The organism is Lysinibacillus sp. RC79 (genome assembly GCF_041262405.1).
In the GTDB taxonomy this organism is placed as follows: Bacteria; Bacillota; Bacilli; order Bacillales_A; family Planococcaceae; genus Lysinibacillus.
In genome coordinates, this window is record NZ_JBGCCD010000034.1 from 1 (window position 1) to 13,874 (window position 13,874).

The window sequence follows — 13,874 nt, forward strand, 5'->3', positions numbered from 1 at the left end:
GGCAAAATTAAAAACGAGTCCGGTGCAATACCGAACTCGTTTTACCCAAGCTGCCTAATGAAATAACCGTGTCTAACTTTTAGGGGTCACTTCAAATGAGTGGTTTTAACAGGTTATTCATTTTATAAAACAGCATTTACACTTATTTTCGGACTAATACTGACAACACTTTCCATTATTGATACAATTTAATAGAACTAACATATACAAAGGAGAATACTTTACAAATGAAGAAAAAATTAATTTTTAGTGCAGCATTAGTACTAAGCCTTGGACTAGCTGGATGTGGTGAAGATAAAGCAAAAGAAGAACCGAAAAAAGAGGAAACGCAACAACCTACTGCTGAAAAAGCACAAAAAGATTCTGGTGAAAAAGAGTCTAAAGAAAGTGCAGCTAGCGATGGTGAAGAAGTAAAAAATAGACCACTTACTAAACCAGGTCAATGGTCAATTGATGGAGAAGATAAGGTCACTCTAGTTAAAATTGCTGACCCTAAGCAGACTTATGATCTTGGACCTGTAAAATTAACTATTAATTCAGTTAAGCTATTAAAGCATTCAAATGTTTCGAATGAAATTTCAGAAACAATTAAAAATGTATTTGGTAAAGATATTAATGGTGAACTGAATACAATTCAAGTTACCTATAAAGTGGAAAATACTACTGATACAAATGTTATGTTCCGTACTGTAGATACTTTGACAACGGACACGAAAGCTCAAATTAAAGGTATAAATAACATTGCTCGAAATACTGACATTGGGACTTTCATGGGAAAAGTTGAAGCAGAAGGACTTTATATTTTACCTTATTTCAATGGTGCTTTAGATGACCTCAATATAGTGAATATTATCACAGGTGATGTATGGGAAAATGACAAGCCAAATAAACTTGGCGAAAGTCAAAAAATCGAAATATCATTTTAATATACAATAGAAGAAAGCCACTCATTATTTTTCAAATGAGTGGCTTTCTTTTGTTGTATAAAAATAGGCACTCTTTTATTTAGTGCCTAGTCAATTATTTTGGTGACTTAATAATAATTTTTCAACTTGCGTTTTTAATGCTTGATTTGCATATGTCAGCACTAGGTCTTCACCAGCTGTGGCAACAGTCAAATCACTAAAGTATTCATTAGACTTTTCCCATTTCACCACTCTAATTTTATCTTTAGCTAACAGCCTTTTAGAGTTGTAACATTCTTGAAATATGTCGTTTAAAAGTTTATCAAACATTGGTAAATATACTTTACTCAATTTTAGGTTTTCAATCACCTTGTAATCCCTTTGCAATGATTGAACAGCCATATCATAAACCACATATTTGTGCAGCAGTCGCCTTTGCTCAAAATTTATCATACAACGGAACGCTCCTTGTGGAAGACCGGAACAACCGCCAACACGCTATCAATCATGAATGTACGCTTGGCTTGCCTTGTAAAACAATATGCCTGAAACGAATTACCAACAATTTTAATAATCTTGATACGCCTTTGTGACACTTTACCGTCTTTGGCCATGTACATCATATTTAAAAATTGGTTGCGCTGCATTGCTTTAATCAATTGTTCTTTCATCATCTGCACTCCTAAAATAAGAACGTTTGTTTGTTTATATTCTAGAACAAATGTTTGTGTTTTAGCAAGAAAAAAAACCAGGCTCACAAATTTTTGTGAATACCTGGTTTTTTTATTAATTTTGTAAAGTCAGCGTCCCACCATAGACGTATTTAGCTGAAGTACTTTGACTAGAAATATAAAACAATTTGCCCGTGTAAACATATGGAGCGTATGGTGCATCTCGCGGTCTTAATCTTGTAGCATTTACATACGGTCCTTGATAAGATGAATACTCTTCAGAAACATACCAGTTGTCTGTTACGCGTAAATTAGTAATTGATGGTTTTGTTTCTTGTTTTGTTGAGTAATTAATTGATTTAGGTGATTCTGAAGGTTCAATTTCCTGTGCTGAGGAACTTAATGCTCCTGGAAAAATTAGAGCTCCACAAACAACTAAACCAGTAAATACTTTAGATATTTTCATATATTATGTACTCCTTTTGTTTTATAGTGTAGTTTTTTTATTTAATTGTATGAATGCTATAGCATATTAACTTACCCTCGAGTTAACTCAAGTTTATCAATACAAATGCCGAATTCTCAATGGTGGGTTTCCGAAATTTCATTTTCAGTCACCGCAATTTTTCGCGATGTATTATTCGCTTCATTGTCGTATACCGTCAAATCACGCCATCTATAACGCCATTTTTTGGCGTACCTACTATTTTTTATAGTACATAAGTAATTTTTTTAGTGAATTTTACGTTTAAATACTTGAAATTCTTATTTAGTTTTGTTCATATATTTAAATAAGAATTTTCACTAAACTGTCAATTTTAATATAATTATTTCAAGAAAAAAGACCAACTTGGCTAAAATTAGCTTTGCTGGTCATAGCTATTATTCAGCTACTATATTTGTTACCTGTGCTAACTTAGCTGTTTCAATTTTGCTTGCTCCTAATTTGGCTGCATCTATACCTGTAAACGTCCCTGTTTTAACACGCCATTTAGCGCCATCTGGTTCGATATATGCAACCCATCCGAAACGATGTTTTAATACATCAAGTACATTTTCGGCTGCTTGTTTTGTAGCGTATGTGCCAGTTAAGACACGATATTTACTAGTATCTGCGGAAGGCTTATGTTGCTGTGTATTACCACTAGCGTTTTTAACCATTGTAATAAATTGTGACCAACTAACTTTTCCAGCACGCATTTGACTAGGGCAGTTCTTACCACTGCAATGATTATGTTGGACCACATTACTAATTGGAATACCCTCATCCTTCAAGATCTTAGCAACTAACTCGGCTGTATTTTGTACAGCTTTTAAATAGTTGCCATCAGCATTTACACAAATTTCAACCTGAATACCTTCATTGTTTCCTTTATTACTTCCTGCAGCCCAACATCTCCAAGCATGTTCAAAAGATTGAACTGCTTCTTTGTCGTCCACAGTATAATGCCAGGAAGCTGAACGGCTATTACCATTGTATTGTAAACGTGCGTGTGCGTCCGCATCGGCTCCTGATCGTGTATTATCTGTTTCATGGACAACAATGTATTTTTTAGCATTACCCTTACCATAAGATACCTTGTTTGCTTGTACATCAGGAACAAGCTTTTTACGAGTTACAACCATTATTGTCCACCGTCCTTTGGTTTGTCATAATTTAATGCTTGTGCGCTATCTGATACGCCATTTGTTGTAGGGTCGATGATAATGCCTAGTAAACCTAAAATACTCAGAACCGTCTCTGAAATAGCTGTAATTTGCTCATTGTAAATAGTAATATCGACATTAAAAATGCCCGCTATTTGATTAGCGAGCACAATAAGTAATGCGATTAGTGATACCCAAAATTGTTTGTGTTGTAAGCGTACTTTCCAATTAATTTTCATGAATGATTCCCTCCACTTTATCCATTCGTTTATGTGCCTGTTTGCTTGATTCCTCTACACGAATAACACGCTCTGACAAGTCTGTTACACGCATTTCCTGTGCTTTTATATCAATCCTGATAGATTCTACACCTGAATTGATATTGTCTAATTTTGTACGTATTACAGCGGAATCAGAGGCATCACTTTTTACATCCTTATCACGATTACGATTGTAAGATAATACACCAATAATGGCGCCTAGTATCGTACATAAAATCCCTATTAACGCTACTGTTTGACTGTCCATAAAACACCTTCCTTTTTGCATAATAAAAGCCCTCCACAATTATCTGCGGAAGGCAAATTAAAATCGCTTTTATTCAATACCTAACATTTGTTTCGATTGTTGCATTGCTAAATTTTTCAAAACATCGAATGAAACTTTTGCAATTTCCAACCCTTTTTCTTTAGCTATACCCTTTGTTTTATTCCAAATGGTATCATCTTCAATTGTACTTAAATAATCTTGACCATCCCAAGTTAGTTCTACGTCATAGACAGAACAGATCCCCCCATAATCTTCAATCACTTTAAAGTTTAGTAAATTCTTTTGAGCCATAATTTTAATATGATAAAAAAGCTTTTCATCATTTCTTACTTGATTTACATCCGCATCTGCACTACGTCCTATATATAACCTATAATTATCTAAGCCATTAGCAGTATCAATTAAAATTTTACGAATAAGCTCCATATCTCTTCGCATTTGTCTCACCCTCTCTATAATATTTTTATTCTATAGAGAAAGTAGTAAACCTTTATTTTAGATAATAAAAATAACGCTAAGCTTCTGCTTGCGTTTCAAAATCTTGCTTTGTTATTTCCTTATACTGTTCAGGTGTGATTTCTCCGAATGGGTTAGCATCCGTTTTAACCGCAATCCGTAATTCTGCTGCAGTTACCCACTTAGATATAAATGCGATTTGCCAAAACCCCATCATTCTCCACCACCTTTCATTGAGATGAAATCAAGTTTTAATTGTGTCAATTGTGAACCAAGACTATTAATCAAGAGGTCTTTTTGAATGTTTTTTACTTTCTCTTGAGTCAACTCTTCACCTAAAGAAAGGACTTGTTCGTCAGTTGTTGGTAACGAACCTATCTTTTCAAGTTCACCCCATGAGCCATCAGGCAATCTTCTGCGTCTAAGCATTATTCAACCACCCCCATGATTAAATAGATTTTATGATCGATGTTAATGTTTGCTCTAGATGTGGTTAATTTAAGAATGATATTATCCTTCGGTTCTATAGTTTCATGGTAATATTCATCTTCAACAATTCCTTCAGCAACTGGTAATATTTTTTTTGGGTCTAATTCGAGTAATGTATATTGCTCCTGTTCACCTTTTAGAGTCATCGATAACTCAACAGTTAAATCAAGTTCCTTATCTCGCTGAATCCACAATAAAACGCCTCTTGCGGATCCAGATGGAGGATTAATTTTGTACCTCGTTACTGATTGCAAAATAGGCGTTTTTACTTCGTTTTTATTTAATTTTATCGTTTTGCTAGTCTTAGCTCCGTAATTGTCTACGACCTCAACAACAACTGTATTTTGACCAACAACTAGTTGAGAAAGCGATACTTCGAACTCCCATTCTCCACCTGGACCACTGTAGATTTCGATAGAATTATTAGCATTAATGCGTCGTGTAACTTTCAAGCTTGAATTAGCATCTTCATCCCATGCTTTACCACTGATTTTAAATTTGTCTAGATCAATAATTCCACTTGGTACGACAGCATCTACTGATAAAAGTGGTGCTCTGTTAGGAACAACATAAAATGTTCGTTCAACAACTGTTGACGATGCATTTTCACTATCTACAGCCCATACCTTCAATTTATGCTCTACACCATCGGCAAGCGTTTCTGTGAGGGCTGTATTACCATCAAATAACTTGCCACCTTTAAAGATGAGCTGTTTTGATAAAGGTATTTGCTTTTGACTTATATTTGTAGCTAATACTTTCTTAGCTTCGTTATTTATTTGGTAGTACACTGTGACCGATTGGTCTTTGTCTTGATCATAGGCATCGCCTGATATGTTTAATGTGTCGTTTTCGTAAAGTGTTTGATTGTTGCCAGGTGAAGTTAAATTTAATGTTGGTTTATTATTAACAGGTACGGCGAGACCTTTAACGTACCAATAACCATCGCTGTATCTACCATTTGCCGGATATTTGCCGTCCTCTGCAATAATGTTGGATTGTACTAGTGATCCTTTTGTATAGTAAGTACCGCCTCCGCCTGTTTGTACAAGTTTAGATGTACATGACGATTCTGCAAGCATGGTTACGCTTAGTGTCGCTACGTATCTATGAAGGGTATTACCACTAACGGCGTATACAGTTCCTGCATTAAAGCTACCTTGTATAGTAACGATACTACCAGAAGTGGCAAACTTACCTGTAGACTTGTCGAATGTGTATGAATTGTAGCCTTGTGCCGTATAATTTTGATTATTATAGGTTTCACTCGTCCATTGCTGTGCATACTCTTCAGTAATAGGAGAGGTGTTTGAAATCGCTGTAAACTTGTCATAATAATATTGCACCATCCTAAACCACCTCCACTAATTCAACTTTGTACGTTTGCCAATCACCAATACCCATTTCAGCATTAACGGTATCGATTTGGACATTGCTACGAGCCACTTTAGCAGCTTTTTTATATGCATTTTTAAGGGCTTGTACTTTAATAAAGTCTTTACCTACCTCAGTGATAACAACATCCTCATGGGCAACATCATCAAAAATAGTGACTTGCGTAAATGGTGTAAAACCATCAACACTAGCCACTTTTAAAGTGGTTTCGCCTTTTATTACAGCCTCGATAATATCCGTTAAGGCTCTGTCTAATGTGATTTTATTAGAACTACCGTCTAACACGTCAGCAAAAGTCCCACTGTTCCCTGGCACACGTCCATCAAGCTCTAGTTGTACACGCATTCGTTCTTGTTGTCGATGTATTTCAATCAAAAAACGAAAAGCATTATAGATTCCCCACTCGAAATTATTTGCGAATTCTGACATGAAAGGTGTACCATCATCGATGATTTCGGCAGTAACAGGATCAGTAACATCATCATGCCATTGTGTACGTTCATAGGGATTTTTTTTAAAATTAAAAGGTATTTCGCCATTCATTAGTTTATTCACTTACTTTCACTTCCTTCGCCTCAAGTTGCAGAGGAAAAGCAATTACATACCCCTGCGAACCTTTTTGATAGTTCATCGTTTTCACATACAATTCACGCCCATAACTATCGACTAAAGCAGCACGTGTTACTAATCCTTGTTCCATAGACAACTTCACGTACTTTCTTAGTCCATATTTCGTGCTAGTATGATAGATTTCTTTGTCATAAACGACACCATCAATATTAACCTTTGCACCCACGGCGAGATTACTTAAGAATTGTTCAACTAAATCTATCATCAACGGTTGTATTTCATTCAATTCCTCACACCTCCTGCTCTAAATCTGCCACAAATTCGATTATTCATAACAAAGCCATAAGACTCGTTTGGTACACTTAATAGTTCATTGCCTAAAGCACCGTGAGTTTTTGCAGTTTTAAAACGGCCGCATATTTTATAGTTGATTTGCCATGCATAAGTACCGGCATGTAGTATTAGAAATTCATTTAATTCATTTAAGAAAATGTAAATACCGACACCAGCTGTCTTTATTCTTTTGATTAATGTATCTGGAATACTTTTAGCAGATGCTCTAATATTCAGCAATAATGTAGCTGGTTCAAACTCCTTCCAACCTTCTTCAAAACCGATAAAATCATGGCCCATGTACGCATCCATAATCTGATTCATCGTATCTATATCACCTTCAGACAGGTTAAGGATACATTGAATTTTAATCATTTTCCGATATTCTTCGTCATCCCAACTACCTCGCGAGATACCTTCATCTTTACCTAGCCGATCTAATCCATATCCTTCAGCCTGCTCCACATCCCAATACTTTAAAATTGTTTGTTGGATAGCAAGATTTTCTACACCATTTTCAGCAATGATTCTTAGTAGCTTATAGTTATTACTATCTTCACCATTAGCATACTGGCGAGGCATACGATCTAGTAATGTTTGTAATCGTTGATTAGACAAGGTTCAACACCTCAATTTTGCTCTCGTCAGTTTCGGCAACTTCAGGAAAGGCAATTGCTATATTATGAGGTTCAAAAGTAAGTCCATCTGTCGAAAACTCTACTCTTACATCTTCAATGCCATCAATTGATAAGATACGCGCCTCAGCCTTTGTACAAATAACATCTTTACTCATTCCGACACCTGGATAAAGCGTGTTATTGTAAGTGCCGCCAACATATTTGACTATTTGAGCAATGACTAAATCATCTCCGTTTAACGGATATTGTTTACCTTTTTCGATGTATACTTTTACATATACTCTGACTGTAGTTGCCCTTGTAAAGCCAATTTCATGTATAATGCCTCGACCATCTTTATAGGTGTATACGGTTTGTCCATAAGCCTGTATGCCTCCACCTTTTTTCCTGAAGATAGCCATTGCAACAGCTTCATCTAAACCACCTAAAACAACCGTTTCAATCGAATGAGGTGGGCGTCCTTCTGCATCTATTTCATTTGTATCATTTTCAATAGCTATGGCAGCACGTACACCTTCTACTTCATCGAGCACGTTTGCCTCAATTGACTCAATACGTCTTGCTCCTAATTTTCCGAGTGAATCATAATATCGGTCTTGCAATTCTTCATCAGTTTCCTCATCTTGTCCATTAAAAAAAGCATCATGATTCACAACGGAATTGATGCCACTTTGTGGGTTCACGATTATACATATATCTCCTGGTTCTATATTGCCTATTGCTCCATATTCAAGTGCTTCAACAGGAGTAAGATAATTTCCATCTTCTACAGCATCAACAGCCTCTAATGCTTTAAAATACACATTGTACTTCGTCCGAAATAAATCACCTATGTTGATCTTTGAACCTTTGTCTAAATTGACAATGATCTCACCAGTTGCTTTAATCCACCGTTTACGAGTAATCACACGTTTAACATTAGCCTCTAGTGTTGCTCCTTCAGAGGTATCAACAAAGCGAGCGTTGTAGACCATTTCAAGTTGCTCATTATCTTCTGCCCTTTGTTGGGCCTGCAAATGAATCATTTTACCAACAGGTGTAAGATCAGATAAATCAGCGTCCTCACCATATAAGTCACGTGCTTGCTCCTCAATTATTGGTAAATAGTCTACAGTACGTTGTCGTTTATACCCAAATTTGGTTAACAACAGCTTCACCCCCTACCTCGTCACCATTTGTGGTACGAGCCCTGAAATTAATGGTTAAAAACCGTTTAATGCGATTAAATTCATAATCTACACTAAGCACTTCGGCTATTCGTGGCTCTTGATATAAACAGTCGTGCATAGCTTGCACAATTTGTTTTTTGTTGGGTAGTTTTTGTTCAATTACCGACCTACGAAAACCATGATTATCATTAAACATCCATTCTCCTACTCGTGTACGTAGCAGATGTTTTAAATTTTGAATAAGTTGCTCATCACCATGTACTAACTCGTTAAATACCCAATCCCCATTGTCGTCATATTTAAGTGTATGCATATCTTTCCTCCTACACTATACCTGTGGTCAAATCCCTTCCGTTAGCAGTGATAGTCCCGCCAATAAATTCAATATCATCAGCATCAACTCTAAATTTCAAGGATTTTATATCAATTTCACCAGCATCGTTTAATACAATTTTAGTTTGAAAATCCTTAGTACCGATAACCACATCATCAGGATGTTCATTTTCTATTGGATTTGTAAAAAGATTAATGCCACCAACTATAAGCGCATCATTTGCACTAAATGAGCGACTAGCAGCCTCTCCTCCACCAAAAAGTAGTGGGTCTATGTCAGCTTGAGAACAAACTACCAGCACTCTATCACCCTGTTTGTATGGTATCTGAATTACAAATCGATCTGTTTGATGAAATGCTATCGGTACATCTAAAATAGGTGTGGCATCTGGGTCATTAAGAGGTAACACATCAGCTTTAAACGTGTTCATATCTACCTCTAAGACCTCGCAAATTAGACATGTATTCATATTCATCATACTTTCCTCAATAGCTGTACTCATAAATTGAGTCATTGAAGTTTTTGTCATACTGGCACCACCTCACACTCTGTATAGTACTCTGTTCCTGACGTATCTCCTTTATGTTCACCTTTTGATACACGAAACACTCCGTTAACATTCCTTGAAGTTAGTTTAATAATGACATCTGTTGTAATTCGATGATTCAGTAACATTTTTATTTTGTAACCTTTAATTTTTTTCTTGTCATTTTTCAAGTTTGAGCTTTTTTCATCTTTTGTTTCTTCCTCAACTTCTTCTGGCTGATCTATCAAGCCAGTTTCCTTCGATATATCAAGCCCTAAGTTATCACCTTTTTTACTATCTCTGACAAATAGACGTCCTTTGTTTATATGCAACTTTGCCTTACAATCCTTTGCAATTTCAGATACAAGGAACTTAATTTTGCCATTGAGCGCTTTTCCTGAACGATAAATAAAATCAACAGGTAAATCAATGTCTCCAATCGCAAGACCTGCATCACGCGCTAATTCATGTAAAATGAGTGATGCAGGAGTATTCCGTCCGTAGGTCCGTTTAATAATTCCTTGTGTATAGTCCAAACTACAATCTATACACTTGAATGTCGTTATTTTGTCAAGCTCTTCCCACTTTGTTTCCTTCTTTTTAAGCGTGCCGCTAAAAATAACACCACTCTCATCTGCATATCCAGCACTTAAAATAGCTACTTGATTGGTAGCGATAGCGTTAATCGTATCGTCTTTCAAGTTATATACTTGAATATCAATCGTATCAACCTTTTCATTGTCACCGAACGGCACGCTAAATTTAATAGTTAATGGATCCGTAATTTCTCGGCCACTTACTAGAAATGTAGTTTTACGCATGTATAAATTACTCATCTGTTTCACCTACATATAAAAAGACCGTCTCATTCAGATTTTCGTAGGTGATACGAGTTGCTGAATTAGCTCGATCTTTGGGTATTAATTGTATTTTTGGTAAATCAATATCTACACGATTTCGAAATAACAGTCGATTAAGAATTAACTTTTCACCAATCACTATCACTCCACCATCTTTGAATAAATCAACAGTAAAAAAATCATGAGCCTGATTATAATTGACTTCTAACTCAAAAATTTCTCCTGCTAACTCAACTTCAAAAGAGTATGGTATTTCGTTTTTATCAATATCGATATACTCAATATACTCGTTCACTTACGTCCCCCTTTTTTAGACGACTTAGTTTTTGGTGGCGTTGAGTATTTCTTTTTGCTTGATTTTGATTTAGATTTAGGTGTTTTTTTCGTCTGTTGACGCCCCTTTTTACTAACTGGTTTAGTCTGTTGCTTAACAGGTATCGACACACTCACAAACTTAGCAACCTTTGCTACTTTTATTTGTTTAAGTGTCATTGTAAAAGTATAGCCATCTTTATTTTTGGCTCCGTAATCACGATTGAAATCTGTAATGACAACATGTTTTAAGGATGTCATGTAATTAAAATCGATGATTTCGCCTTTTTCTCGATACTGACGTAGTTTCAACACTTTTTCTTCAGTGTCATCAAGCATAATGCCAGTTAACGAGATGGTGATAGGATTACTTTTAACATGGTCTGTTGTCTGTTCACCATCTTCAAGAGCGTGGTCCGTTGTAGTAGAGGATTCAGGCATTGATACATTTGTAATTACATCGATTAATACATCTTTAATGTATGGCATTACTTCACCACCTACGTTGTCTGCATTTCTGAATCAAGAATATCACTAATAGCTTCACGTACTTTTTGAGCGATGTCCATAGGATTATCACCTGTAATATGGAAAATAAATTGATGACCGCCACCGCCTGCATTTGGTGATTGCTGAGTTGCGCCTGCACCTGCACCTGCGCCTCCCATGTTCAGCTCTGGTGTACCATTTGAGTTTTGCGATAACATTCCTGCATTCCTTAGTGCGTTGGATTGTTGCGCTGTCAATACAGATTCGTCTTTATGGAGTTTTGCGAAATACCCATCATAAGGTACACGCTCCAACCCTGTAGCATGTTCTGGTACGAATCCGCCGGCCGATATCTTGTTGACTGCTTTTTTTGGACCACTGTTTATATTTCCCCACTCCACCTTTGGGATAATAGGGACATTCACACCAGGTATGGCATTGATCTTTTCAATTAACCAGTTGATGCTACCAATCACATCATTAACAGCACTTGCGGCGGATAATTTAATACCATTCCATACATTTTCCCATACGGATTTTGTACTGTCCCACTGTTCTGCCATGGTAACAGCTGCTCTTATAATTAGCCCTATTGGGCCTAACACCAATGTAGCTACCCCTTTAAATTCACCAAGTTTATTCCACAACTCTCCTGTTTTTGTTCGCACGGTATCCCAATTTTGATATAAAAGTATACCCGCTGAAACTAATAACCCTATACCAGTTGCGACAAGTCCAATAGGGTTTGCGCGTAATGCTGCATTAAAACCTTGTGTAGCGATAGTAGATAATATTGTACTGTTTTTAAATAAATCTAATGCTGTTTTTACGGTAGAGATAGTTTTAAATACAGCAAAACCGCCTGCAATACCTGCTGTTGCTGCTATAACGGTCTCTTTATTGTCTTTAATCCAACTTAAACCGGTTTTAAATCCTTCTAACGTTGGGATCGCTACACTTTTAACAGTTTCAAATCCTTGTGTTAGTTTATCTCCTAGCTGTTTTCCGTCGATACCCTTTATTTTTTCAGCTATAAGACCTAAGGTGTTACTAAATCCTTTCCCTACTAAACTAAACACATTCTCAATTGATTTTAACGGTGTTCCAGCAAGTGCGCCTTGAATTGATTGGATAATGCCGGCCGTACCTCTTGTTACGGCAGTTTTCATGTTGCCCCATGATGTAGCGATGCCGGAACTACTTTCCTTAGCGATTTCAGCAAATCCACCTACACCGCCATTCAACGAAATTATCTTTTTATTAAAATCTTCAAACTTGATTTTACCTTTTTGCAGTGCAGTATATAAATCACGTTGCGCTGACTTGCCTGTATAGCCAAACGCTTTCGCTGTTTTATTAAGCGCGAATCCCATTGTTTCTTGTAGCGTCGACCAACTATCGGCCTCAACTTTACCCTTAGACAGCATTTTTACATACTGATCAAGACCACGTTCCGCATCTGCTGACGTTGATCCTGACGCGATGAATGCGTTATTTAACGATAGCGCTGTATCTGTCGCCATGTCTAAATCGCCGGTCATAAGTGCAATATTCTTTGTACTGCCGACAATGCCATCTAACGTCGTTGGTAGACCCTGAATACCATTAGATAATTTATCTATACTTGCTGAAGATTTTTCGCTAGCAAAGCCCATTTTTTCCATAACAGTAGGGAAACCGTTTAGTGTATCCACACGACCTATAGCGCCATCTATAGAACCTTTCACCATACTCATAGCTTTATCGATAACCTTGACTGCACCGATAGCTGAGCCAACACCGAGGATTGTACTTTTTAATCTACCAAAACTACTACCAATTTCACCGACTTTTTGGTTAAGTTTTCCGACGCTTTGCACACCAGTATTCATACTTTTGCTAACAGATGCTGCCGTACTCATACCAACTTTCCCCATCGAACTAAAACCAGATGATGTTTTACCTAGTTTTGATCCAAGCCCCATTACTGCACGTTCAGCTTCATCCATCTTTTTATCAATTTGATCAATAATTTTAGATGCTTCATCTTGAAAATAAATACCGACAAACATATCTCGCATGCTACTCGTGCTACTCATTTAATCACCCCTAGCATCTTTAATGATGCGAGTGTTTCTAGAATGGTGTCATTATCCCATTGCTCTACAGAATGAGGATCAATTTTGTAGTGAAAACCTATGATATACTTCCAAGACTTTTTCTCTGCTTCTTTTTCATAAAAAGAAGGGATGCTTTGCACCCCCGAAAAATTTCTAAGTTTATTACTGTCCTGTTCGAAGAAAGCTAAAGGCTTCGGTAGTGACCTCCTCTAACTCTTCCCATGATTCAAAATCATCCATAGTTAATCCGTTTGGTACAACTACAATATGTTTCAATATCAGGGGCATCATTCTTGAATTTAGAACTTTTCCATGTATTCCTGTTCCATCATCAACAATCTCAGCTTGTTTTGAATGGGGTACATTCTGGAAAGTGTATTCATTTCCTGCTGTCGATTTAAATTCTTTTGTTTTAGGTGTAAATGCCATTTG

The 13,874-nt window shown here is 36.6% G+C and carries 22 protein-coding genes; 1 reads left to right on the plus strand and 21 read right to left on the minus strand.

The genetic code is table 11. The features are described from left to right. The first annotated feature begins 227 nt into the window (after positions 1–227). Positions 228–926, plus strand: a complete 699-nt coding sequence (locus tag ABH968_RS22720) for a hypothetical protein (protein ID WP_370047703.1) — start codon at positions 228–230, stop codon at positions 924–926. A gap of 90 nt (positions 927–1,016) precedes the next feature. Here ABH968_RS22720 and ABH968_RS22725 read toward each other — a convergent pair whose 3' ends face one another. The 21 genes from ABH968_RS22725 to ABH968_RS22825 form a co-directional block, all read right to left on the minus strand. After that, complete coding sequence (locus tag ABH968_RS22725; protein ID WP_370047705.1) at positions 1,017–1,358, minus strand: YhjD family protein; 342 nt, start codon at positions 1,356–1,358, stop codon at positions 1,017–1,019. Beyond that, complete coding sequence (locus tag ABH968_RS22730) at positions 1,355–1,576, minus strand: transcriptional regulator (RefSeq protein WP_370047707.1); 222 nt, start codon at positions 1,574–1,576, stop codon at positions 1,355–1,357. Before ABH968_RS22730 ends, ABH968_RS22725 begins: the two co-directional genes overlap by 4 nt. A gap of 115 nt (positions 1,577–1,691) precedes the next feature. Continuing rightward, on the minus strand, positions 1,692–2,042 hold the full coding sequence (locus ABH968_RS22735; RefSeq protein WP_370047708.1) for a hypothetical protein: 351 nt from the start codon (positions 2,040–2,042) through the stop codon (positions 1,692–1,694). A 416-nt stretch (positions 2,043–2,458) separates the two neighbouring features. Further along, complete coding sequence (locus ABH968_RS22740; protein WP_370047710.1) at positions 2,459–3,202, minus strand: peptidoglycan recognition protein family protein; 744 nt, start codon at positions 3,200–3,202, stop codon at positions 2,459–2,461. Continuing rightward, positions 3,202–3,462, minus strand: coding sequence for a phage holin (locus ABH968_RS22745; RefSeq protein ID WP_370047712.1), 261 nt, complete (start codon positions 3,460–3,462; stop codon positions 3,202–3,204). The genes ABH968_RS22740 and ABH968_RS22745 overlap by 1 nt, the downstream gene beginning before the upstream one ends. Further along, positions 3,452–3,751: a hypothetical protein gene (locus ABH968_RS22750; protein ID WP_370047713.1), complete on the minus strand. Its 300-nt coding sequence runs from the start codon at positions 3,749–3,751 to the stop codon at positions 3,452–3,454. Before ABH968_RS22750 ends, ABH968_RS22745 begins: the two co-directional genes overlap by 11 nt. Before the next feature lie 69 nt (positions 3,752–3,820). Next, on the minus strand, positions 3,821–4,210 hold the full coding sequence (locus tag ABH968_RS22755; protein ID WP_370047715.1) for a DUF2513 domain-containing protein: 390 nt from the start codon (positions 4,208–4,210) through the stop codon (positions 3,821–3,823). Between the two features lie 76 nt (positions 4,211–4,286). Further along, positions 4,287–4,442, minus strand: a complete 156-nt coding sequence (locus ABH968_RS22760; RefSeq protein ID WP_370047836.1) for an XkdX family protein — start codon at positions 4,440–4,442, stop codon at positions 4,287–4,289. After that, complete coding sequence (locus ABH968_RS22765) at positions 4,442–4,657, minus strand: XkdW family protein (RefSeq protein WP_370047716.1); 216 nt, start codon at positions 4,655–4,657, stop codon at positions 4,442–4,444. Before ABH968_RS22765 ends, ABH968_RS22760 begins: the two co-directional genes overlap by 1 nt. Then, positions 4,657–6,066 carry a hypothetical protein gene (locus ABH968_RS22770; RefSeq protein WP_370047718.1) on the minus strand — a complete coding sequence of 470 codons (1,410 nt, stop codon included), beginning with the start codon at positions 6,064–6,066 and terminating at the stop codon, positions 4,657–4,659. The genes ABH968_RS22765 and ABH968_RS22770 overlap by 1 nt, the downstream gene beginning before the upstream one ends. A gap of 1 nt (position 6,067) precedes the next feature. Then, positions 6,068–6,667, minus strand: coding sequence for a hypothetical protein (locus ABH968_RS22775; RefSeq protein ID WP_370047720.1), 600 nt, complete (start codon positions 6,665–6,667; stop codon positions 6,068–6,070). After that, positions 6,660–6,968 carry a hypothetical protein gene (locus ABH968_RS22780; protein WP_370047722.1) on the minus strand — a complete coding sequence of 103 codons (309 nt, stop codon included), beginning with the start codon at positions 6,966–6,968 and terminating at the stop codon, positions 6,660–6,662. Before ABH968_RS22780 ends, ABH968_RS22775 begins: the two co-directional genes overlap by 8 nt. Continuing rightward, positions 6,965–7,633 carry a hypothetical protein gene (locus tag ABH968_RS22785; RefSeq protein ID WP_370047724.1) on the minus strand — a complete coding sequence of 223 codons (669 nt, stop codon included), beginning with the start codon at positions 7,631–7,633 and terminating at the stop codon, positions 6,965–6,967. Before ABH968_RS22785 ends, ABH968_RS22780 begins: the two co-directional genes overlap by 4 nt. Next, complete coding sequence (locus tag ABH968_RS22790; RefSeq protein ID WP_370047726.1) at positions 7,626–8,801, minus strand: baseplate J/gp47 family protein; 1,176 nt, start codon at positions 8,799–8,801, stop codon at positions 7,626–7,628. Before ABH968_RS22790 ends, ABH968_RS22785 begins: the two co-directional genes overlap by 8 nt. Next, positions 8,779–9,135 carry a contractile injection system sheath initiator gene (locus ABH968_RS22795; protein WP_370047728.1) on the minus strand — a complete coding sequence of 119 codons (357 nt, stop codon included), beginning with the start codon at positions 9,133–9,135 and terminating at the stop codon, positions 8,779–8,781. The genes ABH968_RS22790 and ABH968_RS22795 overlap by 23 nt, the downstream gene beginning before the upstream one ends. A gap of 10 nt (positions 9,136–9,145) precedes the next feature. Beyond that, positions 9,146–9,685, minus strand: a complete 540-nt coding sequence (locus tag ABH968_RS22800; RefSeq protein ID WP_370047730.1) for a Gp138 family membrane-puncturing spike protein — start codon at positions 9,683–9,685, stop codon at positions 9,146–9,148. Further along, entirely contained in the window at positions 9,682–10,518 is an 837-nt protein-coding gene (locus ABH968_RS22805) for a phage protein (protein WP_370047731.1), read from the minus strand. The genes ABH968_RS22800 and ABH968_RS22805 overlap by 4 nt, the downstream gene beginning before the upstream one ends. Then, a complete protein-coding gene (locus ABH968_RS22810; RefSeq protein ID WP_370047733.1) occupies positions 10,511–10,837 on the minus strand; it encodes a phage baseplate plug family protein in 327 nt (108 codons plus the stop codon). Before ABH968_RS22810 ends, ABH968_RS22805 begins: the two co-directional genes overlap by 8 nt. Continuing rightward, positions 10,834–11,343 (minus strand): phage baseplate protein, encoded by a 510-nt coding sequence (locus ABH968_RS22815; protein ID WP_370047734.1) that lies wholly within the window; start codon positions 11,341–11,343, stop codon positions 10,834–10,836. Before ABH968_RS22815 ends, ABH968_RS22810 begins: the two co-directional genes overlap by 4 nt. 11 nt (positions 11,344–11,354) lie before the next feature. Then, positions 11,355–13,421 carry a tape measure protein gene (locus ABH968_RS22820; protein WP_370047736.1) on the minus strand — a complete coding sequence of 689 codons (2,067 nt, stop codon included), beginning with the start codon at positions 13,419–13,421 and terminating at the stop codon, positions 11,355–11,357. A gap of 183 nt (positions 13,422–13,604) precedes the next feature. Then, complete coding sequence (locus ABH968_RS22825; protein WP_370047737.1) at positions 13,605–13,871, minus strand: hypothetical protein; 267 nt, start codon at positions 13,869–13,871, stop codon at positions 13,605–13,607. Positions 13,872–13,874: the final 3 nt, after the last annotated feature.